Here is a 23903-nt window from a genome sequence, read left to right as displayed (position 1 = left end):
GAGTAAAACATGATGCATGATGTAGAACTACGCTTATCCAAATATTGGTTTTTAAAAACAAACCTTCCGAAAAAAGATCGCGGAGCTATTTCACAATTAGGAGCTCATATCATAACTCAATGCCAACATATCCTGGCGATGACGGATGATCCATATACCAAGAAACAATTAAATTTAGTGATTCATAATACAACGGGCCTGATGTCCCTGGTTTCTTCAAACTCTGTGAAAGTAGGCCAGGAGCAAGACATTGAAAATGCATGTAAAGCGCTACAAACCCACATTTTATGCTTCCCAACGACCATACATACCCCAAGTAATCTTGCCAGCGTAAGCCAAAGAATATCTATGATATGTATGTACATCCTCTTACTGAGTGTCGCCTTAACCGTGGGTGGGGCATTCGGGGCTCTATATTTTGGTTTTCTTTCTGCAAGTTATATCGCCGATTACCTGGTAATCGCTTTGGCAAGTATAGGAATTCCCGCACTCTGTGTAGGGACTTTTTCTTATGGTATCTATTCATCACAAAAAGACCCAGTATCCGAACGGTTTAATGACCTGGTTAAAAACATTGAACTGTTTTGTAATGAGGTCTATCCTGTTGAAGAAGAGGTAATGCCAGAAAATACATCATTAGTAGCGACTCATTAAGAACTCGTACAAATAAGCTTTTAAAATTTAAAACAATATAACCTGGTTGCGTGCAACCAGGTTTTCACCCACTCAAACCGCAGGCAGCTATTAGGGCGATAATAACTCCTCATGCCATTCCTCCCCTACCCTAATAAATCGCAGAACATGCGAAAAAGAAACGGACTCAACAGTATAAAAAACATAGGTCTGAGGCTTAAAACGAAATCCCACATAATCATCACAGAAAGGAATAGGTTGATTAGGAAATTGCTCATCTAATTCTCGCTTCCGCTGATCCAACTGACTCAAATCGGAAATTACCTGTCCCGATGTAGGCGCATAGGCTGAAAAACGTAGTTGTCGCTCTCGATTTAAACCCGCCCAATAATGCTCATTTTCTTCTGGAGAAATTGGTTTGGCAATTCCTTCAATACTCACCTGACGTTGCTGCATAGCGAATAAAAAATTCAATGTGGCCGCAGGATTAGCAAGCAACTCGCTAACTTTGCGCGTCCCTTTTTGTGTAAAAAAGAGGATATGATCGTTTTTTATTTCTCGAATCGCCACCACTCGGCTATGAGGTATTCCTGATGCAGTGCAGGTTCCTAAAACCGCACATTCAGGTTGGGCTATTCCCAATTCGTTCTCTTTACTCAACCAATCGATTAACTGATTAAATGGCACTGGGGACTCCTATAAATCATTTATTGGGGCCAGAATGGCCAGCAGTTTAAAATATGAAATGTCAATTATTAACGGCTAATGCTGTCATAGAACGTTCATTTTGCCTCGCTCAATAATAATACATAATTAGTGCGAAATAATAGGACTTTTGATATGACTTGATAGATAAACTCGCATAGAGCACAAGGACAACTGGATCATATTTTCATTAAACTTGCTCTTTTTAACCAGTCTTGATCGTGCTCTTGGCTTAAAGAACAAAACGTTTATAAGCGCCTTAAAACGCTTCTTCCAAACACCGCTGAAGGACTAATCGTGGGCTGCTATTTTAGGAACCCGGTTGCAAGCAACCAGGTTCCATTATTTTATTAAAAAAACATTACTTCTGCTGAGCAACCCACACAGTGGCCTCACCACAGTCAGGGTCGTTTATTTTATGAATTAATACTTTAAAGGACGCTTCATTTAAAAGATGCTCATATTCACTGGTTGATAAAGAAGCATGATAAAGCGCTCGTCCTCCATTGTTCGACCATACCTCTCCTTCTTCAATACCTGAAGTAAAAGCAAGTATGCCTTTGGGTTTAAGGTGAGCAGCAAATAATTGAAACATCCTGCGTTGACTCTCTTGGTCTAGATGAAAAAAACTATGCCAAGCCAGAATCACATCAAATTGTCTTTGCAGATTTAACTCACGCATATCAGCAATAAACCACTCTGCATGAGGAAATCGCTTTTTACACAACGCAATCATCTTTTTACTGCCGTCAACACCGGTAAGCTTGAAACCCTTTTCAATGAAAAACTGCGCAATTGGCTCTCCTGTCCCACAACCTAAATCTAAAATTGAAGCCCCAGCAGGAATGGAATCAACAATTAAATTGAGGTACTCGGCTTCCATTAAGGTTTTCGTACGGGCCGCATCCATCCAGTCAACAATGTGCTCATAAGCTTTATAAACTTGTTTTTTATGGCGTTTGGTCATAATTATTTTACTCATATGTTATCAGTTTCCAATCTCCGCTCTCTAAGGATAAAACCACTCCTTAACCGCCATATTCCATTCCTGAGGCTGCTCTAAATTGGATAAATGACCCGCATTTACTAAAACAACTAATTGGCTATTGCGGGTTAAATGATGCATCTGTTCACTTTGCGTAGGGGAAATAATTTTATCGTGTTCGCTGGTAATAATTAAAACCGGTATTGTCGTTGTTGCCAAGAGTTCAAGCATCGAACTGCGCATGGCCATACCCCGTAAAGCAGAGGCAAGTGCAGTGGGTTTTTGCATCGTTAAAATGTGGGCCAAAATTGCTTTGGTTTGTTCTGAGGTACTCGGAGCGAGTGCTTTTTCCATGAAGCCTTCAACCAATTTCTTAGTACCGTTTTCCAATACATCGACTGCACTTTTTTCACGGTTGATTTTTGCTTCATCACTATCGGCGACCGCTTGCGTGTTCGATAAGATTAATCCTTCTACTTTATTAGGGTAATGCTCTAAAAAAGAAAGCGCAATGTAAGCACCCATAGACTCGCCACCAATAATCGCTTTTTTAATGTGTAAATAATCTAATAAATCCTTAACTTCCAGCGCGTAATCCACCATAGTTACCGCATTTCCATCAACTGCAGAAGACTCCCCAAATCCCCATAAATCTAAACTGATAACGCGAAAGTGTTGCTTTAGCCCTTCCTGTTGGGGTTCCCATAAACGCCTATCTGTTGGGAAAGCATGAATCAATACCAAGGGTTTTCCTTGACCGGTTTCCGTGTATGAAATAAAACGATTATTTATATGAATGGTTGTGGCACACAGCTGAATACTGAATAATACACTACAGACAAATAGAAAAAGTAAAAATCCATTTTTTCTCATCATTAATTATCCTTAAATATAAATCCATAGATACACGACGACATTTTGATTGGTTTACCAAGACTCCTTCAAGAAGCGTTTAAGATCTTCCCTAAAGCCACATCCTGAGGATCACCTTCGTAGCTGTCTGGGTCATCAAAGGACATTTTAATGTACCCATTTTTTTGATAAAACGCTAAGGCTTTTGGCCAAGACTCTACATGTAAACTTTTATAACCTTGCTCTTTAAGCCAACGCTCACATAAAAGCAAAAATTGCTGCCCATAGCGATGATTTCTTTTGCGCTCATCAATGACAATAATCCGCATAGCAACCCGATCGTCAGACCAAGGCTGTAAATGAGCGTAGCCAATGATTTCGGTCCCTTGATACAAAACAAAATGCAGATGTGCATCATGATCAAAAGTCCAAGTATAAGGATCCGCAAGTCGCGCCCTGTCAAAAAAATAAATTTGGCGCAAATGACGAACGGCCTTCCATTCAAGAGGAGTTAATGCATTGACTACCCGCAAACCCAAACCCGCTGTTTGTTTATCAATACGCGCAACAAAATCATCTTTACCAAAACAATAAGCACTGATGTCATGAGGATGTAACTGAGCCAAATTTTGTTTTAACTGAGCATAAGCATCTCGGTCTTCGGGATGAGTACGCATCCAATCACGAAACTTTACATGCCGCTCAATTTCAGAGCTCCCCCGCTCAAATACATGGACATTGAATGAATGCTGGCTGCCTCCCTTTTGAAAAAAACGGCGAAAAAGCATTCCTAACTCGCCTTTAACCTCATATCCTAAGCCAACCATTAAGGGATTCATGATATCCACTTGTGTAATATCCAAAACCACCGGAATCATATCGATAATAGGCTTAGCCGCTAAACCTGGCACTGAAGTGGAGCCAATATGGTGAATCTCGATGCAATTAGGTCCTAAAACCTTTTGAATTAATTGTGCCTCTTCTCTAAATTGTTCTGGCCAGTGACTATCATAAGGAAGCACTTTAATAAGTCGTTTTTGTAGTTCTTTTGTCATAATCTACCTCCTCATTTATTCCAACTGGATTAATAACTTGCTTTTAAAAATTTAAGGGGTGCTTAGTAGAAAGATGATGCGCAAATGCTATTTTATCTCGTCAATTGCGAGAAACATAATGACAAAGCAATCCAGGCACGCTCCCGAGAGCGTTCGCAATGACGGCATCTGAATTTTAATTAAAAATCTCACCTTAATTTATTATCCCGTCATTGCTTCTTTATTTTTACTACTGTCTAATTTTTAATTCAAAGCTAATTCCACAGCGAAAGCCAAACCTAATTTGGCAAAATTTTCTAAATGATCCAAACTGATGGTTTCCAAACGATCATTAGAGGTATGCACATTTTCATTATCATCATCTAAGGTTGCAGCCGATGGATAACATGCAGGAAATCCATTTAAATGCCAGTTGGCATGATCACTGCAAGCATAATCACAATGAGTATAGGAAACAGGAATATTCACATAATGCGTGGTTAAATTAGCTAAGAATTGGGTTAACTTAGCATCCACGTAATCATCTAATAACCAAATAGTATTGTCTTTAGGATTGGCTCTAAATCCTGCCTGATCAAATTGTAAAACTGCTTTGACAGCGATTTTTTTATCTAAAAATGATTGCACCACAAAACCAGAACCCACCAAGCCCTGCTCTTCTGCGGCATAAGCAATAACATAAATGGGGTGCTCAAAATTAATCCCTGATGATAACAGCGTTCTGGATACCTCCAAAATTGCAGCTATTCCGCTGGCATCATCATCTGCCCCTGGCATATTGCCTTTTAGTGTATCGATATGAGCACCAATTACGATCGCACCGCCTGGCTTTTCTTTGCCAATAACCGTTACTACTGAAGGTTGTTTATACTTTTTACCTGTGGCGACCAAATAACTTTGAACATCGTTGCGATGATACTCTCTCGCCATAGAATCGATTTGACTCTTAAACCATCGCGCAGCCAAAACACCAGTTTGAGAGTTTGCAGCACGATTTACATAGCTCGTCAGATGTTGCATGTAGCCCCAGATGTTATTCTTATTAATTTGTTTCAATAATGGCTTAACCTGAGCATCATGGCTTATACGATATTCATCCCGTGACAAAGTAGCTCGGGTTTTGGTTAAATGAATGAATAATTGACTCTCGTTAATTTGCTGTTTCTGATAAGGCTCAAGATTTAAAAAGCCGCCGCAAGCACGTCGATTATCATGTAACACTCTAATCGCTTGCTCATTCATTTCAATTTCAATTAGCGTATATTTATTGGTCTTTGTAATTAAGGTTGCTAAATTTTCCAGCTTCTCATACATACACTGGGTGACGATTAGTTTATCCTTAACCGTTAATTGATTTGCCCCAAGATTAAAACTTAGAGTCATCATCAGTAATAAAAAAATTCTTTTCATAATTATCCTTAATGCAAAAAAAGTATTTTACCTTAGTTAAAAATAAGTTCTAAAAACAATTAAATATTATGGTCATTATAATTGAACTCATTTTGACCAAACGGTATCCGCCCAAGGAAGTTCATTATTGATGAAATCATCTATTAAGATAAGGATGCTTTACCCCTTAAGTGATGCAATTTATTCTAAGCACTTATTGAGTAATGGAAAACCATGTCGTGTTCCTCTTTTTGGTCTGCCATAATGGAATTGTTGATGAAAAGCCTGAGCAGTCAATGCTAAAGGAATTTAAACCTCAGCATTCATTGCGTCCTATTATTCCTTACCACAAGAAAGAGACCAGTTTTGAATTAACGTGGAAAGCTCGCATAGGGACCCAATGCCAATCACCAGCCAAAAGAGGCTTCAAGTTATTATCCCTCGTAGGAAAATTTCAATGTGCCGCGGGTTTGTCCACAGCACATTGAAAATAAGAGAAATCTTAGCGGCCAGCTAAAGCAATGGCAGCAGGTGTGTATTCATAACCTAAATCACGAGCAACCGCTTCAAAGGTAATTTTGCCTTGGTGAACATTCAAGCCGTTTAATAAATGATGATCATTTAATAAAGCCAGTTTCGTGCCTTTAGTAATAATGCTTAATACAAAAGGTAAAGTTGCATTGTTCAAGGCAAAAGTAGACGTTCTTGGTACTGCACCAGGCATGTTGGCAACGCAATAATGCACTACTTGGTCCACCACATAAGTGGGTTCTTGATGCGTCGTAGGACGGCTTGTTTCAAAGCAACCACCTTGGTCAATTGCCACATCTACTAAGACAGAACCTGGACGCATAGATTTTAGCATCGCACGGGTTACTAATTTTGGAGCTGCCGCACCAGGAACTAATACCGCACCAATCACTAAATCAGCTTGAGATACGTACTTTTCAATCGCATCAGAAGTAGAATAAACAGTATTAATCTTAGAGCCAAATTGGAAGTCCAATTCATTTAGGCGTTGTAATGAACGGTCTAATACGGTTACTCGTGCTTCCATACCCATAGCCATACGTACGGCATTGGTACCTACAACCCCGCCCCCAATAACAACAACATTAGCAGCGGCTACACCTGGCACACCACCCAATAAAACACCACTACCACCTTGCGCCATTTCTAAACAATGAGCACCAGCCTGAATAGACATACGACCGGCAACTTGCGACATTGGGGTCAACAAAGGTAACCCACCATCATCTTGAGTTACCGTTTCATAGGCAATTGCGGTTACACCAGATTCTTTAAGCATACGTGCTTGATGTGGGTCTGGGGCTAAATGTAAATAAGTAAATAATGTTTGACCTTCGCGAAGGCGCTTGCATTCAATAGGTTGTGGTTCTTTAACTTTAACGATTAAATCCGCTTTAGCGAATACTTCATCAGCGCTATCCACAACCTCAGCACCAGCATGGCTGTAATCATCGTCAGAAATACCAATTCCTAATCCCGCACCTTTTTCAACGATAACAGCGCTACCAACTCTTATGATTTCCCTAACACTTGAAGGGATAAGACCCACACGGTTCTCTTGTGGCTTAATCTCTTTTGGAACACCTACTAACATAAATTACTCCCTTTTACTGTGTTTTATAGGCCCTATTTTCACTCCCACCAGGTCTAAATAGTCCAAGTTTACAAAGTGACAACAGTGCCTATGGTTTTATTTATTCTTTAAATGCGCAATTAATTGTGGTACCAATTCGAATAAATCACCAACCAACCCATAATCTGCGATTTGGAAAATTGGGGCGTCTTCATCTTTGTTAATGGCAACGATCACTTTAGAGTCTTTCATACCCGCCAAGTGCTGCACGGCTCCTGAAATACCTACAGCAATATAAAGCGTTGGGGCAACCACCTTTCCGGTTTGCCCAACCTGATAATCATTGGGGACGAATCCCGCATCGACTGCTGCGCGTGATGCCCCAACTGCAGCGCCTAGAGCATCGGCTAATTCTTCAATTAATTTGAATTTTTCAGCACTTTGTAATCCCCGCCCCCCAGAAACAACAATCTTGGCGGTACCTAAATCCGGGCGCTCAGATTGACTCAGTTCATGCTTCATAAATTGACTGCTTTGTGACGCAAACTCTTTGGCCAGCGTTTCAATAGTGCAGGCAGCTTGAGTGGCAGTTACCGCATCAAATGCTGTGGTTCTAATGGTCATTACTTTGATGTCATCAAGAACACGTACTTTTTCTATAGCATTACCCGCATAAATTGGGTGCTCAAAAGTAGTGTTATCAAGGATTTTACTCACGTCTGAAATTTGCGCAACGTCAAGAAGAGCGGCAACACGTGGAGCAATATTTTTACCAAAAGTACTGGATGGAATTAATATGGCTTTAAATGAGTTGGCAAGTGATAATACTAAATCACCCATTTGTTCTGCAAGTGGATGCTCATAGCAAGGCTTATCAACATATAAAACCTTATGGACGCCGGAAAGTGCAGCCACTTGCTCTGCAACTATTTTACATTGATGTCCTGCAACCAGCACATGCACTTCTTCGCCTAACTGCTGTGCCGCAGACAAAACATTCCGCGTTGCTGGGTGCATGTTTTGATTATCATGTTCCACGAGTATTAAAGTGCTCATCCTATCTCCTTATCAAAGCACTTTGGCTTGATTTTGTAATTCGTTCATGAGCTCATCTACTGAACCTACCTTTTTGCCTGCACTACGGCCTGCAGGTGCGGTAACTTGAATTACTTCGATATGTTTCTTCAGAGCTAAGCCCATATTATCTAATTCAATAACATCTAGAGGCTTACGTTTTGCCTTCATAATATTGGGTAAACTGGCATATCGTGGCTCGTTCAAACGCAAATCAGTACTTACTATCGCAGGTAATTGAACTTTAATTGTTTCTAAACCACCATCTATTTCTCGAGTTACTTCAAGATAATCGGTGCTTGCATCCAGCTTAGAAGCATAAGTTGCTTGAGGCCAATTTAATAAAGCGGAGAGCATTTGAGGCGTTTGGTTATTATCGCCATCAATGGCTTGTTTTCCCATTAGGACTAAAGAAGGTTTTTCATCATCAACAACCTTTTTCAATACTTTAGCAATGTTCAAACTTTCTAAAGAATCTGGGGTACGCACTAGAATAGCCCGATCAGCACCTAATGCTAATCCATGGCGTAAAATTTCTTGTGAGCTGTCCGTACCAATACTCACAATGACTACTTCAGTAGCCCAATTTTTTTCACGTAAACGTAGCGCTTCTTCGACAGCAATTTCATCAAATGGATTCATTGCCATTTTGATATTTTGTGTTTCAACTCCGGTATTATCCGATTTGACCCTAATTTTGACATAGGGATCAATTACACGCTTCACTGCAACGAGAATTTTCATAAGTCCTCACTGGAAAATCAAAACAAAAGCATCTTGCCAGAGTTTTGGGGGCTAATTCAAGGGGGCAGCGAGATTAAGTTACAGCTTATTGCATAAAACAAGACCTAAAGAGGCCCATCCCCTCCTTAAAATGTAGCCGTATTAGCGCAGCCTAATACGTACTACACTATATTCCATCACATCGAAGCGCTGCTTACACTTTCCTCTGAATCACTCTCTGCCTTGCCATCCATCATAGCCAATGGATTCTCAATAAAAAACTTGAGAAAGCGTTCCGCCTTGTTAATCGCAGGTCCAGTGTAACGACCCTCTTCATATACCATTTTATTTTCTTTTAATTTAACAATTAATCGCTGAGCCACCTCTAATTTTGTTTCAATAGGATCATGATTTTGATCCAGTTCACGCATCTTCCCCAAAAACCGAGTAAGCACTCTGTCCTTTTCAGCACCAGTACGATGACGTAAAAACCATTGCTCTTTTAACGCAGAACAACGAACTTCTATAGGCGCAACAATTAGTTTTAATTGATAATTTCTGAAAAGCAATCCACCGTCTTTATTTTCACCTGCCTTAAGTAAAGCTTCTTCTATATTTTCCCCAAGCTCAGCCTCGGTGCCAGAAAAAAGTGGTTCTAATACATGAGAACCTACTTGTAATGTCGCCATGTAGCATTGGCGAGAACTCCAAAAAATTAACTCCATTAAGCGCACAAGTAATGCAGTTGTAGTTGCTGCAGTAACCGAAGTAACTTGTTGGACGGTACCGCCAAAAGCTTGCAGCTCGGAAATATTGGTTTTACCGATATACTCCCCCCCTTTTAGCACAATAAAATATAAGGCATAAATTGCAAGTAACTCTTCGGCAAAAGCAAGGGTACCTATACTCACTAAAAGTACCGGAATAAAGGATAATAAGGCTTTGATTGCGGTAGGTTTAACTTTCCCTATCTCATCGTAATAATTTACAGATTCATTTAATAAGCCCAAAAGACTATTATATAAACTGCGCTCATTATAAGTTCGCGCTTTTGCTGATAAATTTTCTAACCATTTCTTGAGATCATCCTGATTCGTTATTTCAGCAAATGTAAGTTCTTTATAATTTGAAGGCATAACTAAGCGTTGATAGCAATCAATTAAAGTTCGTTTGCACAAGCCATCATTTAAGCCTTTAGATAATTGTTGTTCAAGCCAAACTACTTCCGGTGTTAAACCAGTAGAGTCTTCAAAAAATGAAAGCAGTGTATTATAGTTTTCTTCTATTCGTTCCTTTTCAGCACCATCATGCAATAATTGTTGATTCAGTAATAAGTTAAAAGAACGCTCTAAATTAAAAAGTTGCTCTTCACTTAAACTATGATTTGGAGTTAGGTATTCCTGCTCCATAACAAGGGAGGGATATGTAAGTTGTTCCCCATCAATAGGACCAATATGAATTCCATTTTGAGCGTTGTGTTCGACAACGAGTCCATCTACAGACGGAAGAGCATCTAAAGGCGTAAGCGGCTCATTTTTATTGATGTAAGTCCCTTTTTCTTGATCAAATTTAGCATAGACCTCAACTAAAAATTTCAAAGTAGCTTCTATAGCCATAATCACTCCTTGAAACCTAAGAAGCGTGATTACGCCTCTTAGGTGAAATCATCGGGGCTGTTTATATTTTTCAAATTAATTAAATGATTAACAGTCCCTACGATCTTTGTCCGCTTAAAATTAAAGGCATTGCATCAATGCAGCCTTTTTCCTCAAACCAATTTTTTTGTTTAAGATAATGAGTATAAAAGCCTACTACTAACATCGTTAAATAAAAGCCAGTCATCACATCACTTAAATAATGATAATACAATAATACTCTAGATGCTGCGACTAAGAGTGCTGCTCCAAGTACTGCGTAAAAATAACGTGGAAACAAAACACCGAGACCTACAGCCAAACTAACTACCGTTGTAGTATGTCCTGAAGGAAAAGACCAGTAATACTTGCCCATTTGAAACCAATAAAAACCAAACTCATTACTGCTAAACAATAAGTCAGGGCGAGCTCGGCTTAAAGCAACTTTCAAAACAAAACACACTAAGTTAGCAATAAAAACACAACCTAATAAATACCATGCTCTTGCTTCAAATACTGGATTAGTACGTACATAACGAAAATATAGTGCCGCAGCAAGAAATAAAACTATGTAAGCAATCCATTGTCCAAATGCGGTCATAATACTTAAAATATGAATATTTGTTCTTAAATCAAGCTGATGAAAATAAGTAGCCAAATCCTTATCCACAAAAATATAGGACAATATGACCAAAATTGCATAAAGCAAAATAACCCATGGTTTTTTCATAAACTCAAATGTTTTTTCAAACTGTGTCATCAATCAAATTCCTCTTACTTAAAGTCAATTTCCTGTTTAGAACTACTGGCACGTACTTAAGTATTACTTTGCTACGATAAACATTCGGTGGCACCTAGAATTAAAATTACGGCTTTGTTCATCACATTCTAATAAATAATAAACCACGCAAACCAGTGCATAAATATTAGGTAACAAATGCTCATACCATTGGGTAGTCCTAACTCAGGTATAATAAGCGCAATAATCCTGTCTGTCCTTCGTTTTTTCACTTTTTTAATATAATTAAGTATTGGTTCATATATACGTCGATAAAGTGATTTACTCCTTTCCAACGAAGGTAGAGTACTTGTAAGGTGATCCTATTTTTTTATTTTACTTGTTATTACAACACACAATTCGTTAAAATCATCAAACACTGACGAGTACATAGTTTTTAATGCCAGAATTTACTTTAATACAGCAGGTATGCATTTGGGCTCTTCCCGTTTTACTTGCTATCACCCTACATGAAGCTGCTCATGCGTATGTTGCCAATCTTTGCGGTGACACTACTGCAAAAATGTTTGGGCGTCTCAGTTTAAATCCAATTCGTCACATAGACCTGGTTGGTACGATTATAATACCCATAGTGGTTGGCGTATTAAGTAATTTTCAATTCGTTATTGGCTACGCAAAACCTGTGCCAATTAATTGGAGCCGGTTTAAAAATCCGCGACGTGATATGATCCTAGTCACGCTTGCAGGACCATTTTCAAATATTTTTATGGCTTTTTTATGGGCTGCTGCGTTTAAAGTTGCAACTCATATGCATCCAGAGACCTCAATGGCCGCGCTTTTCCTGTTAATGAGTGCGCGTGCAGGAATGGTGATTAATTTAGTCTTAGCCGCATTAAATTTATTACCTTTACCCCCTCTCGATGGTAGTCGAGTAGTAATGAGTCTTTTACCTCAGCGACAAGCAATGGCCTACGCACAAATTGAACCCTATGGATTTTTTATTCTCATCTTATTAATGATCACCGGAATTTTAAACTACATTATGCTCCCGATCATAAATATGGGCTTCTTTGTATTAAGTTCAATTTTTCAATTATGAAGGTTTTAGCGGATGCCTCACTCCCTGGACTAGACCAAGCTTTTCCTGAACCTTTTTGTCTCACACGTTATACTCAGGCTAACGAAATTGGCCCACTGCTTGTGGGGCAAGATGTCCTCTTGTGTCGAGCCAATCTCAAAGTTAATCAGGCTCTACTAAAGACCCACAGCTTAGGTTATGTTGCCACCGCGAGCAGTGGTAGTGATCATTTGGATACTCAGTGGTTAGCAAGCCAAAATATCCAGGTCATTGATGCGAAAGGATGCAATGCGCGAGCAGTTGCCGATTATGTAGTTTCCTGCCTTGCTTATTTACATCAACAGCAACTTATCAAGGGGCAGCGTGCGGGGATTATTGGTTTTGGGGAAGTGGGGACAAGAGTGCAAGCACGATTGGAAGCTGCAGGCTTTATTACTCGTGTTTATGATCCACTGAAAGGTTTAAATACTCCGCTTGAAGATTTATATCAGGTAGATCTTTTATGTATTCATGCCGAATTACATAACAGGCAACCTTACCCAAGCCAGAATTTACTTGATCAACAATTCCTTGCTCATTTAAAGCCTGGATGTGTCGTTGTTAATGCCGCACGTGGAGGCATTATTGATGAGCATGCCTTACTAAAGCTGGGTGATAAATTCATTTATTGTACTGATGTTTATCTCGATGAACCGAATGTGAATCCACACATTATTGCACAAGCCACGTTATGTACACCGCATATTGCTGGTCACAGTCTTGAGGCTAAATATAGAGCGGTAAATAGGGTGAGCGAAGTCCTGCATCAAATCGCTGAATTACCCTTACCCACGTTTGCTAGTCCTGAAATGAGCGAGCCTACACCTTTAGAGTCGAATAAAACATGGCAAGAGCAAATTTTGTCTTTGTATAATCCGCTTGAGGAAACCCTGCGTTTAAAGCAAGCTAAGAATTTGAAAGAAACCTTTTTACAGGTTAGAAAAGAACATCAGAACCGCCATGATTTTCAGCTGTATGCTGCTGGGGACTTGGATGTACAGACTAAAGCATTGCTTGGGTTTGGTAAACAAGTGAGCACTCCTTATTAGGTGTAGCCTGATTGCGAGCAAACAGGCACACACTAAGAGCAAAATCAATGCCCTCTTAACCGTCGCACTACTTCCTGATCTGAAAATGCATGCTTGACTGTACCTATTTGCTGATAAGCTTCATGCCCTTTACCCGCAATTAAAATAATATCATTCTCATGTGCTTCTTTAAGTGCGTAAGCAATCGCCTCTTCCCTGTTCTCTAATTGCTTCACAGAAGCCGATGGTAAAACCCCCATTGCAATTTCATTAATGATTGTTTGGGGATCTTCTGTACGCGGATTATCACTAGTAATAACAAGTTGATCCGCATACTCAGCAGCAATCTTTCCCATCACTGGGCGTTTACTTTTATCGCGATCACCACCACAACCAAACACCACCCAGAGCTGACCCTTTTTTATTTGCCCTAAGGTCATTAAAGCATTCTCTAAGGCATCTGGGGTATGAGCATAATCAATAAGCACATAAGGAGTGCTGCTGACAATTTCCAGCCGTCCAGGTGCTGCTTTCAATTGAGACATGACCTGTACCACTTTTTCGGGTGCATAGCCAGAAGCTAATAAACTGCTAAATATCGCTAAGCTATTGTAGATATTAAACGCACCTAGGGCTTGAATGCGGAGCTGATGTTTTCCCCAAGGAGACTGTACTTCAATAGAGGTTCCATTGATGTCCATATGCCAATTGAGTACGTTAACATCACAGTCCTGCCCCATACCATAACTTAACTTTTTCACGTGTGGTTTTACTGCTGCCGCCATGAACTGTTGGTACTCATCATCCTGATTAATAATTGCCCATTGCAAAGATTCCCGCGCAAATAAATTAGCCTTGGCGGCAGCATAATTTTCCATTGTATGATGGTAATCCAAATGATCTAAAGTCAAATTGGTGAAAATCGCCTGGTTAAAATCAATCGCATCCACGCGATGTTGGGCTAAAGCATGAGATGAGACTTCCATACATACTTGCTGTAGACCTTCGCTCTTATATTGGGCGAATAATTTTTGCAAAAACAAGGCATCAGGTGTAGTGTTATCTAAAGGTTGGAGATGATGCACTTCACCCTGACCAATGGTGCCAATATAGGCAGTACCTTGTCCCAGCAAAGAATGAGCTTGAGCTAATTGATAGGCAATAGTTGTCTTACCGTTAGTCCCTGTAATTCCAGTAAAAGTTAAGGCCTCTCCGGGATTGGCATAAAAGGCTTTAGCAATATAAGCCAGTTTCGTGGCCAAATCAGGAATAGCAATACAGGGAACATCAGGCGCGATGACATCGGAGGGAAAATTAGTTGGTTCAAAAAGCACCGCTACGGCACCCGCAGCTACTGCTCTATGAATAAATAAACGGCCATCCGCAGCAGCACCAGGATAGGCGACAAACAAATCCCCAGGCTGAATCTGCCGACTGTCATTTTGAATGCCAGTAATTGTACAATCCACAACTTCTTGCTTTGTCCAAGGTGCTAACAATTGGCTTAGTTTCATGGTATTTCCGCTATTTTTGACGTTAACTTATTGCCTCATCCGTGGGGATATTAAACAATCTTAAGGCACCCATCATAACCTTAGAGAATAATGGCGCAGCAACCGCAGCAGCATAATAACCTTTCTTAGAAGGCTCATGAATAATGACCACTACAACAAATTTTGGCTTGGAAACAGGAGCAATACCAATAAAACTTGCTGTATATCGACGATCTTTATAACCGTCTTTACCAGCTACACGCGCTGTTCCTGTTTTCCCTGCTACTCGATATCCGGGTACTCTAGCTGATTTACCTGTACCATCTTTGCCAAGTACAGCCTCCATCATAGCTAAAACTTGTCTTGCTGTCTCAGCTTTAATTACTTGCACACCCTCACTTGGTGGGTCATTGTGGATTAAAGTAACTGGAATTAAACGACCCTCATTAGCAAAAATCATATGAGCTTTAGCTAATTGCAGTGCGGTTGACGATAGACCATAACCAAAAGCTAGCGTAGCCAAAACAAATGGGTTTGCATCTTTTACTTTAACAATACTTCCATCACTCTCGCCAGGATAAGTGCTTTCCGTGCGTTGTCCAAAACCACAACGCTGTAATAAACCAATTAATTGTTCAGGGGGACTGGATAAAACCATTTTAGTCACCCCAACATTACTTGAATGCTGCATAACACCGGTTACATCAAGTACTCCATAATTATGTACATCGCGTACCACATGACCATGCACCGACATCCAACTGGGATTAGTATCAATAATCGTCGAGGGTGAATACAAACCCGTTTCTAAAGCACTTGCAATACTAAAGGTTTTCATTACTGAACCCGGCTCAAACGTATCCGTTACTGCCCTATTTCTATAGGTATCTTTATCATAACGGCCCCGAGAGTTAGGATTATAGGAAGGCACATTCGCCATCGCTAAAATTTCCCCATTTTCGGTATCTACTACCACTACCGAGCCTGATTTTGCCCCAAACTCTTCTACCGTTTTACCCAGTTCACTATAGGCCAAATATTGCAGACGTCTATCGATACTTAACACAATACCACGGCCAGGACGTGGTTCTTTAGTCACATTTAATTCTTCGATAATGCGGCCAAGGCGATCCTTAATAACTCGCTTTTTCCCCACCACGCCCTTTAACCAATCCTGATAGGCTAATTCAATACCTTCTAAGCCTTGATCATCTACGTTGGTAAACCCTAACAACTGCGAAATACTATCGGAGTCAGGATAATAGCGTTTAAATTCCTTCTGGAAATTAACCCCGGGGATTTTCAGTTTTTCAATTTGTTTTGATAAAGCGGGCGGTAGCTGTCTTTGTAAGTAAAGAAACTCGCGATTATCGTTTTGTGCATCAACTATTTTTCTGCTTAACTGCTTGGGAGTGAAATGTAAGTACTCGGCTAAGGACATGAATTGTTCTTCATCAGGAGAGAACTCTTTAGGATTAACCCATACAGACTCAACAGGAGTACTTATTGCCAGGGGTGCACCATGACGGTCGGTAATCATCCCGCGATAAGCAGGAATATCTACTGTACGTAAGCTCCGTGCGTTACCCTGTCCTTGCAAAAATTTTCGATGCAATACGGTCAAATCAATCATTCGCCAAATCAAAATAAGCGTTAATAAAATAAAAAACGCAGAGACAATAACCAGTCTGTTCAGATGGCGTGATCTTTTCATAGGCAACTACTCAAATTATTATTATGGTTTAATTTTGACCTAATGATTTGCATATAATGTCCTTATTCAGAACAGACAGCATGACAATCCTGATGCTTAAAATGAAATTTTAGCTGGTTTATCAACCTATGCTATGTTCCTAACATTAAGCGGTCACAAAATAAGTCGTGATGGTACTCGCTTAATACGAAAACTTCCAGACCTTAATAGTTCGTTCGCAACGACAGCAATTTTTCCACGGCTTATTCTACAATTGGAATGTAGGTAGGTTGAAAAGCCCAGCATTGGTCCCCAGACCCACACATGGAAATTTGCTGGGCATTCAGCCCAGCCTATGTTTTCCTAAGGTTGTCCCTGTAACCAAAAAGTATTTTTAGTTGTGGGTAAAACCATTCCTAATTTATCACTGGCTAAATCTTCTACTCGTGCTGGAGTTGCAAGGCTTGCTTGCTCAAGCAACAATTGCCCCCATTGTAATTGCAAATAATGAGTTTGTTGTTCTTGTTGTTCTACCTGGCTAAACGTCGAGCGATAAGAATTCGTACTATAAACCACGGCTAAGGCACTTACTAACACGGCAACTACTAATATAATTAACATATATGATGACTTTGACATCTGCATATCGGCCAGTTGACCATTAAATAAAGTACCTTGATTAATCACTTTCGCTGCAGCGTTCATGCTAATTTCTCCCCTATCCTGAGTACGGCACTTCTAGCTCTGACATTTTCTTTTACTTCACTTTCCTGAGGCATTATTGCTTTACCTATTCTCTTAAAATTTGTCTTTAACTCTTCATAACGAATTGGTACTTCTGGCGGTGGTCTTTCTCCCTGCTCCTTGTTCCGCATAAATTGCTTCACAATGCGGTCCTCAAGAGAGTGGAAACTGATTACTGCTAATCGTCCCCCTGGTGCCAATACCTTAAGACATTGCTCTAGACAACTACTTAAATCATTTAACTCTTGATTCACATGAATGCGAATCGCCTGAAACACTCGAGTTGCTGGATGTTTATGCTTTTCCCACTTGGGATTTGCTTCCTTTACGATTTCTGCCAACTGCAATGTTGTGGTAATTGGTGTACCGCTTCTCGCAGTAACAATCGCCCGCGCAATTCGTCCAGCAAATCGCTCTTCACCATACAACCTGAAAATTGCCGCCATTTCATCTGCTTCAGCATGATTGACAAAATCGGCAGCACTCATGGGTTGTGATAAATCCATGCGCATATCCAAAGGACCTTGCTGCATGAAGCTGAATCCTCGCTCCGGATTATCGATCTGTGGTGAAGATACTCCTAAATCCAACAAAATACCGTCTACCTTACTCAGCACTCCTGCCTCAGTAGCAAACTGCTCTATCTGAGCAAAAGAACCGTGAAAAATATGAAAGCGTTGATCTTGGCCAAAACGTTCTTTTGCATGAGCAATTGCATCTAAATCTTTATCAATCGCATACAGACGACCTTGGGCATCCAAATGACTCAAAATTTTCTGACTGTGGCCACCACGCCCAAAAGTTCCGTCAAAATAAATACCGCTACTATTAATCGCTAAGCCATCTATTGACTCCTCGAGTAACACTGATTGATGCATTGCCATTTTTGTTTCCATTACAAAGAAAACGTTTTCATTTCTTCGGGTAATCCAGAATCACCTGAACTTTCCTCGGCCAACCACTCTTCGCGTCGGGTATCCCAAAGTTCCTTACTCCAAACCTCAAATTTATTTCCTTGACCAATCATCACCACATCTTTTTCCAACTTTGCATAATTTCTTAAAACAGTAGGCAGTAACACCCGACCATTTGCATCTACTTCAATATCCGTAGCATGCCCAATCAGCAAACGTTGTATTCTGCGTGCAGCTGCATTAAAGCTAGGCAATTTCTGTAAGTTATCTTCGATAATTTGCCACTGCGCGGCGGTGTAGAGCAGCAAACAAGTTTCTTCGGTATCGATGGTCACTACCAAGGGAATTTTTTCCTCAGCACCTAAGGCAGAACGATAGCGCGTGGGTATCGCTAGGCGTCCTTTAGTGTCTATGGTGATGGCGTTTATTCCCCGAAACATGGCTCTCTCTTTTTATGTGGACGTGTTACCTCCACAATTCTCCACTTTTTTATTATTTTACTCCACTTTTATACACTATAGGAACACATTTCTACACCCGTCAAGCGAAAAACCCACTTTTATGGCAAATTATTTGTAATTTTTTTGAGCGAAGAAACAAGATGAATAAAAAGAAAACAACGACGCAATAAGCTGATCAGCGCGGTATTTTATATTGCATTGATTTTTGGAAGTAATTGAAGGTAGTTTCCCGTGGTCAAGCCACGGGAAAACAGAAGATCATTGACCATTGCCGGGAGCAAAAGACATTGCCTCCTCATAGGATGGTGGCTTATCAGATGATGAAGGGGAAGCAGAGGGTTTGGCAAAATGCGTTTGTGACACAGTAGTCACTTTTACTGGCTTTTCTTCATTGGTTTTTCCTAGTATAGGCTGTGGGCTGATTACAGATGGTGTAGGTTTCTGTGATGGCATAGTTTGGCCTCTACTACTTAAAAGTTCTTTCTCTAATTCAGAATCAAGCTTGTTTTGTGTGAGTACAACCACTTTCACTGTTGATGGAATTGCTTGCATAATCTCCATTAACTCGGTCTTATTAAAGGTTGAAAGTCCATTATCTCTTAACGTCAGACGCGTTACACTCTTAGGAATCATGCTGAGCGCAGTACACAATAGTATATGATTCTCTTTACTAGCAGGATCCGGATCCAAACGGTTTAGACCATTGTTGTCTAACATAACTTCGCGTATCCCCTCACAACAAGAAAGTATAAGAGAAACTCCCCTTACACCAAAATCGCTCATTTTCATATCCCTTAAAGAGAGCGTGGTAAACTGCCGATTAAGGTATGCCACCAACATACCAAATTTTTCATACCCCATTTGGTGTATAGCAGTAACTATACCTCGACCGGATGTTTTGAGCTGCATCCATAGCAGCCCCTCCATCGGTACAAAATATATGTCAAGAAAATACGATATCATATGGTCTCTAACCTGCTCCTTAAGTTGTTTATCGCGGAGCTGATGTTCAAAGGGTTGAAAGCGCTCATCTTGGCAATAATCTATTTCCTGAAGAGCCATAAGAGGTTTTAATACTGTTTCGTACACAGAATTGTCTTTAAAAGACGAGAACTCCGAACTCCAGAATTTCGTTGAGTACTGACTTTTTGGGTCAAAAAATCTCTTGTCTTTTTTTGGCCCCTCTTCAGAATTTATCACCTCAATATTTTTGATAGAAAAACCCTTGCGGCCGCTCTTTTGCCCCATAATCAGTAATGCAGTCCATAGATAAGCCAAATCACTCGTCTCTTCAACTGTTCCAAATAAATTAATTACATAACTTGGGGGGAAGTCATCCCCAGGTTTTAATTTAAGTGCATGAAATACCATCGATAATTTCATCTGCGCATGGACCAATGCGCAATGCATGCGTAATGCTTCATTACCTTGTTTTGCTTCGGGAAGTCTTTTGAAATTCGGCATAATAATTCCTTTAATTGTTCTCTGGACTTTGCTACGTGTATCTGTATTCGCATCCAATCATGAAAATTACTTATCACTACGTACAGCACAATAAGTATTGCTTAAAAAAACAGCATATCTTATGATGTATCCCTCAAAAAGGAAAGTATATTTTGCTATTTTTGTTTTATATTAAATATAAGAAATTGATATAACTATAAAAATTGTTTTACATATATCTCAAATTATTATGGCTTGTTATAGAACAAAGTGACTTTCTATTGCTCATAAAATAAGGACATAAAGAAATCTTGGTCGAATTCCCGAGACTTAACTGCGGGAATTCAGTAGAAGAATGGAGTTAACTATCCGACTTCAAGCTCAACAATTCATTAACGCAGCTAAACGAATACCTTGAAGGACTAAATCAGGCACTAAATGATCATATAAATCGTGCTTATCAAATAAGGAAGCAAAACCACCGGTCGCTAATACCAAAGACTTATTTGTACCAAAAGCCTCTTGTTTCATACGCTGAATTAATTCACGACAAGCCCCAAGAGCTCCGTGATAAACCCCCGATTGAATACTCTCTATAGTAGAACGCCCCACTGCATTATCTATTTTAATAATTTCTACAGCAGGTAATTTCGCCGTATTTTTCGATAGTGCATCAACAGACAGACGTACTCCGGGTAGAATTGCCCCCCCCAAATATGCCTTTTGTGCATTAATGGCACAAAATGTGGTTGCGGTACCAAAATCAATCACAATAACGTTTTGATTAGGGTAACTGTGTGTTGCCGCAATCGCGTTAGCAATGCGATCTGCCCCAACTTCTATAGGATTGCGGTATTTAATGTTCAATCCAGTCTTTACGCCTGCTTGTAACAAAAAAGGATCAATTGAAAAATATTTAAGGCACGCGGCACGCAATGAATAATCGATTTGCGGTACTACTGAACAAATACCGATTTTGCTAATCACCTCAGGAGAGCAACCATTTTCTCGCAAAACACTCTTCAAAAAAATCCCTAATTCATCAGAAGTACTCACTTGCGAGGTATGGCGAAACCGAAGTTTAATTTCTTCCCCATCAAACACACCACCATATATATGAGAATTCCCCACATCAATACAAAGAATCATTTATAATACCTGCTTTAAAAAAGTTATGTGATTTTAGTATTCTTAAGCGAAGAAAAAAAGCCCTGCATAAAGCAGGGCATAGAGTGGAGATACTGCATGTTACAACTACTTGAAAACTCCTTGCTCAGGAATTTATATTTATTTGTACAACTGAACAGTTTCTAATTCAACCTACCTTCTAATTTAGTTTAGTAGGGTTTTACAATTACGGTAGTGCCAACATCCATAAAATCTTGGTTTAACCATTTTGCAGCACTGGGTAATACGCGAATACATCCATGGCTGGCATTGTAATTAGGTACTTCGTAAGCAGCATGGATTGAGTAACCGCCATGAAAGTGCATGCAATAAGGCATTCTTGCTCCTCCGTGAGTTTCAAGTGGGTAAATACTGGACGTACAATCCTCCCCTTTTTTCTGATAAACACGATAGGTACCTGTCACAGTGCGGCATGGTTTACCAGCATCCTCACAAAAATCTTTACCCCCAGATGCGCTACCGGTATTTATCCTGTTACCATCAGCATCATATGCAGCCCAAGCAGTTGCTTTCGGGTCAAAAATAAACACTTTTTTACCTGTCGCTTCTCGTTTTGCAGGGAAATGAGCAGTTCCACGATGATCACTTGACATGCTTTTTGTATAATGAGTATAGCCCGCATCATCAACTACAGGTACCCCACCATCCATAGAAGAACATGACGCGGCTAATGCAAAAATAGGTGCTACAAGTAACAATTTTTTCATTTTTTTCTCCCTCTTTTTCTTATTTATCGGGAGAATAGAAAATAGGTTTAGGTTTTTTTGTAAATTTTTTTTACTTTTTATTCATTTTATGAGTATCATGTTCATTTTATTTGGATTTTTATTTTTCTCGCGGCAGCATAAATTGAATAGCTAATCTGAGTTGTTTGTCAGTACACTCAAAACATCCCCCTCGAGGCGGCATTGCATTTAATCCTTCATCAGTATGCTGAAACAAAACGTCCATTCCTTGTTTTAGACGCAGTTCCCAGTCGCCATCCTCCCCCACTCGTGGCGCACCCAGGGGAATAAGCGGCTTTGCAGCATGACAGTTGACACAAAAATGATTATAAATCTGCTCACCTTCATTTTTAGAACCACTCACCGAGTGTAAAAAGTCTTGAGGGCGGTGACTATTGGCATACGCCTGAAGAGAAATGAAAAGCCAAGCAGCAGTACTTATAATAATAAAATACCTTCGCATGTGACAAACTCCTTAATTTGATACGGTGTTTACTGTATGATTCGTAGAACGATTTACAGGGACATTAGGGATATTGTTGTGAAAAAGAGCATACTAAGCATTTTACTATTTTTTGCAAGTGCTGGAGCATTTGCCGAGCCAACTCAGTCGCCTGAGTTATTAACTCAAAAAATTGAAGAGTACGTTCTTAAGCAATTGACCTCTTATAAAGAAGGAAAAATTCATGTCTCCGCGGATAAAATTGACTCTCGTTTAAGCTTAAAAGCCTGCGCAGAGAATCAATTAGTCGTATTTAATCCCTATAGCACTCCTATTTTAGAAACCAGTACGATGGGAATCAAATGCCAGGAAGCCGATAATCATTGGTCCTTATATGTACCAATCCGCATTATCATTCTAAAAACTGTTTTTGTAGCAAATCGCACCTTAATGAAAGGTGATAAAATTACGGGTAATGATGTTTACCAAACCGAAATGGATGTCCATAAATTAAAACATGGTTATTTTAATGACATCGACAATTTAATTGGCCAAGTATGCAAACAAAATATTCCGGTTAATTATCCCTTTACTCCAGCCAATATTGAATTACCTAAAGTAGTTCGTAAAGGAGAAAAGATCTCGATGGTAACTGGGAATGATAATTTAATGATTAGTATGGAGGGAATAGCAGTTACCGATGGCTCCTTAGGAGAAACCATCAAAGTACGAAATTTGAGCTCCAAAAGAATTGTGGAGGCCCAGGTTTCAGGAGAAAAAAGAGTAACAGTGATTTTTTAAGCTAAGAATTTATTTTTTAATAAAAAAATCATAAAATTAAGAAAAATTACTAAAGTATTTTCTCCTGCTGCCGATAACGCGTTTACTGATGCAATTTTTAGAACTGCTAACTATAGGTCATCAGTATGGAATAAACACAAAAAAACGTGAGGATAAGTTTATGTTTAATCAAATTAGTGATGCTACTCATGTAAAACCTATAGAGTCAGACAATCGTTTGAAAAGTAAGCAGCTGGAAATTAATAAAATTTTAGCTGAAGGCTCTTCATCGTTTGATGACAGCGTTAGCATCAGCAATACAACCAAACAGCTTGAAGCGATTAAAAAATCATTAGATTCTGTTCCAGAAATTAATGACGCACGCGTTCTCTATTTCAAAGCTGAAATTGAATTAGGTAATTACCAAATTAATAGTGACAAGATTGCGGCAAAAATGTTAAATAGTCCGGAAATGGCATAAAT

At 39.6% G+C, this 23903-nt stretch carries 24 protein-coding genes; 5 read left to right on the top strand and 19 right to left on the bottom strand.

Features of this window, described 5'->3' with window-relative positions; all coding sequences use genetic code 11:
* Positions 1-9: 9 nt before the first annotated feature.
* Positions 10-654, top strand: coding sequence for a hypothetical protein (locus tag ACD661_RS00675; RefSeq protein ID WP_400185565.1), 645 nt, complete (start codon positions 10-12; stop codon positions 652-654).
* A gap of 90 nt (positions 655-744) precedes the next feature.
* On the opposite strand, the gene ACD661_RS00670 is transcribed toward ACD661_RS00675, so the two are convergent.
* The 10 genes from ACD661_RS00670 to ACD661_RS00625 all read right to left on the bottom strand — a co-directional run bounded on the left by ACD661_RS00670 (position 745) and on the right by ACD661_RS00625 (position 11413).
* Complete coding sequence (locus ACD661_RS00670) at positions 745-1320, bottom strand: pyridoxamine 5'-phosphate oxidase family protein (protein WP_400185564.1); 576 nt, start codon at positions 1318-1320, stop codon at positions 745-747.
* A gap of 379 nt (positions 1321-1699) precedes the next feature.
* Positions 1700-2305 carry a class I SAM-dependent methyltransferase gene (locus tag ACD661_RS00665; RefSeq protein WP_400187197.1) on the bottom strand — a complete coding sequence of 202 codons (606 nt, stop codon included), beginning with the start codon at positions 2303-2305 and terminating at the stop codon, positions 1700-1702.
* A gap of 42 nt (positions 2306-2347) precedes the next feature.
* Positions 2348-3199 (bottom strand): alpha/beta fold hydrolase, encoded by an 852-nt coding sequence (locus ACD661_RS00660; protein ID WP_400185562.1) that lies wholly within the window; start codon positions 3197-3199, stop codon positions 2348-2350.
* A 65-nt stretch (positions 3200-3264) separates the two neighbouring features.
* A complete protein-coding gene (locus tag ACD661_RS00655) occupies positions 3265-4230 on the bottom strand; it encodes a GNAT family N-acetyltransferase (protein ID WP_400185561.1) in 966 nt (321 codons plus the stop codon).
* A 243-nt stretch (positions 4231-4473) separates the two neighbouring features.
* Positions 4474-5640 carry a M20/M25/M40 family metallo-hydrolase gene (locus ACD661_RS00650; protein ID WP_400185560.1) on the bottom strand — a complete coding sequence of 389 codons (1167 nt, stop codon included), beginning with the start codon at positions 5638-5640 and terminating at the stop codon, positions 4474-4476.
* Positions 5641-6121: 481 nt separating this feature from the next.
* Positions 6122-7243 carry an alanine dehydrogenase gene (ald, locus tag ACD661_RS00645; RefSeq protein WP_400185559.1) on the bottom strand — a complete coding sequence of 374 codons (1122 nt, stop codon included), beginning with the start codon at positions 7241-7243 and terminating at the stop codon, positions 6122-6124.
* 96 nt (positions 7244-7339) lie between these two features.
* On the bottom strand, positions 7340-8278 hold the full coding sequence (locus tag ACD661_RS00640) for an electron transfer flavoprotein subunit alpha/FixB family protein (protein WP_400185558.1): 939 nt from the start codon (positions 8276-8278) through the stop codon (positions 7340-7342).
* A 12-nt stretch (positions 8279-8290) separates the two neighbouring features.
* Entirely contained in the window at positions 8291-9040 is a 750-nt protein-coding gene (locus tag ACD661_RS00635) for an electron transfer flavoprotein subunit beta/FixA family protein (protein WP_400185557.1), read from the bottom strand.
* A gap of 176 nt (positions 9041-9216) precedes the next feature.
* A complete protein-coding gene (locus ACD661_RS00630; protein ID WP_400185556.1) occupies positions 9217-10635 on the bottom strand; it encodes a J domain-containing protein in 1419 nt (472 codons plus the stop codon).
* Between the two features lie 97 nt (positions 10636-10732).
* Positions 10733-11413 carry a phosphatase PAP2 family protein gene (locus ACD661_RS00625; protein WP_400185554.1) on the bottom strand — a complete coding sequence of 227 codons (681 nt, stop codon included), beginning with the start codon at positions 11411-11413 and terminating at the stop codon, positions 10733-10735.
* Positions 11414-11831: 418 nt separating this feature from the next.
* Here ACD661_RS00625 and ACD661_RS00620 point away from each other — a divergent pair, with 418 nt between their 5' ends.
* Both ACD661_RS00620 and ACD661_RS00615 read left to right on the top strand, forming a co-directional pair.
* A complete protein-coding gene (locus ACD661_RS00620) occupies positions 11832-12491 on the top strand; it encodes a site-2 protease family protein (RefSeq protein ID WP_400185552.1) in 660 nt (219 codons plus the stop codon).
* The gene (locus tag ACD661_RS00615) at positions 12488-13558 is read left to right on the top strand and encodes an NAD(P)-dependent oxidoreductase (protein ID WP_400185551.1); all 1071 of its coding nucleotides are present in this window, start codon (positions 12488-12490) and stop codon (positions 13556-13558) included. Before ACD661_RS00620 ends, ACD661_RS00615 begins: the two co-directional genes overlap by 4 nt.
* A 44-nt stretch (positions 13559-13602) precedes the next feature.
* On the opposite strand, the gene ACD661_RS00610 is transcribed toward ACD661_RS00615, so the two are convergent.
* The 9 genes from ACD661_RS00610 to ACD661_RS00570 form a co-directional block, all read right to left on the bottom strand.
* The gene (locus ACD661_RS00610) at positions 13603-15051 is read right to left on the bottom strand and encodes a UDP-N-acetylmuramoyl-L-alanyl-D-glutamate--2,6-diaminopimelate ligase (protein ID WP_400185550.1); all 1449 of its coding nucleotides are present in this window, start codon (positions 15049-15051) and stop codon (positions 13603-13605) included.
* 22 nt (positions 15052-15073) lie between these two features.
* Positions 15074-16744: a peptidoglycan D,D-transpeptidase FtsI family protein gene (locus ACD661_RS00605; protein WP_400185549.1), complete on the bottom strand. Its 1671-nt coding sequence runs from the start codon at positions 16742-16744 to the stop codon at positions 15074-15076.
* A 342-nt stretch (positions 16745-17086) separates the two neighbouring features.
* Positions 17087-17428, bottom strand: coding sequence for a cell division protein FtsL (gene ftsL, locus ACD661_RS00600; RefSeq protein WP_347573654.1), 342 nt, complete (start codon positions 17426-17428; stop codon positions 17087-17089).
* Positions 17425-18351, bottom strand: coding sequence for a 16S rRNA (cytosine(1402)-N(4))-methyltransferase RsmH (gene rsmH / locus ACD661_RS00595; protein ID WP_400185548.1), 927 nt, complete (start codon positions 18349-18351; stop codon positions 17425-17427). The genes ftsL and rsmH overlap by 4 nt, the downstream gene beginning before the upstream one ends.
* Before the next feature lie 11 nt (positions 18352-18362).
* The gene (mraZ, locus tag ACD661_RS00590) at positions 18363-18821 is read right to left on the bottom strand and encodes a division/cell wall cluster transcriptional repressor MraZ (RefSeq protein WP_252581501.1); all 459 of its coding nucleotides are present in this window, start codon (positions 18819-18821) and stop codon (positions 18363-18365) included.
* Positions 18822-19100: 279 nt separating this feature from the next.
* Positions 19101-20306, bottom strand: coding sequence for a leucine-rich repeat domain-containing protein (locus ACD661_RS00585; RefSeq protein WP_400185547.1), 1206 nt, complete (start codon positions 20304-20306; stop codon positions 19101-19103).
* 360 nt (positions 20307-20666) lie between these two features.
* Positions 20667-21434 (bottom strand): type III pantothenate kinase, encoded by a 768-nt coding sequence (locus ACD661_RS00580; RefSeq protein ID WP_400185546.1) that lies wholly within the window; start codon positions 21432-21434, stop codon positions 20667-20669.
* A gap of 188 nt (positions 21435-21622) precedes the next feature.
* Positions 21623-22180 (bottom strand): L,D-transpeptidase, encoded by a 558-nt coding sequence (locus ACD661_RS00575; protein ID WP_400185544.1) that lies wholly within the window; start codon positions 22178-22180, stop codon positions 21623-21625.
* A 118-nt stretch (positions 22181-22298) separates the two neighbouring features.
* Positions 22299-22661, bottom strand: coding sequence for a c-type cytochrome (locus ACD661_RS00570; protein WP_400185542.1), 363 nt, complete (start codon positions 22659-22661; stop codon positions 22299-22301).
* A 78-nt stretch (positions 22662-22739) separates the two neighbouring features.
* On the opposite strand from ACD661_RS00570, the gene flgA reads away from it, so the two are divergent.
* Together flgA and flgM are read left to right on the top strand one after the other, a co-directional pair.
* A complete protein-coding gene (gene flgA / locus ACD661_RS00565) occupies positions 22740-23441 on the top strand; it encodes a flagellar basal body P-ring formation chaperone FlgA (protein ID WP_400185541.1) in 702 nt (233 codons plus the stop codon).
* Positions 23442-23601: 160 nt separating this feature from the next.
* Entirely contained in the window at positions 23602-23901 is a 300-nt protein-coding gene (gene flgM, locus ACD661_RS00560) for a flagellar biosynthesis anti-sigma factor FlgM (protein WP_400185539.1), read from the top strand.
* Positions 23902-23903 lie beyond the last annotated feature (2 nt).

It is taken from the genome of Legionella lytica (genome assembly GCF_044626755.1).
Lineage (GTDB): Bacteria > Pseudomonadota > Gammaproteobacteria > Legionellales > Legionellaceae > Legionella > Legionella lytica_A.
This window is presented reverse-complemented; position numbering and strand designations above follow the sequence as displayed.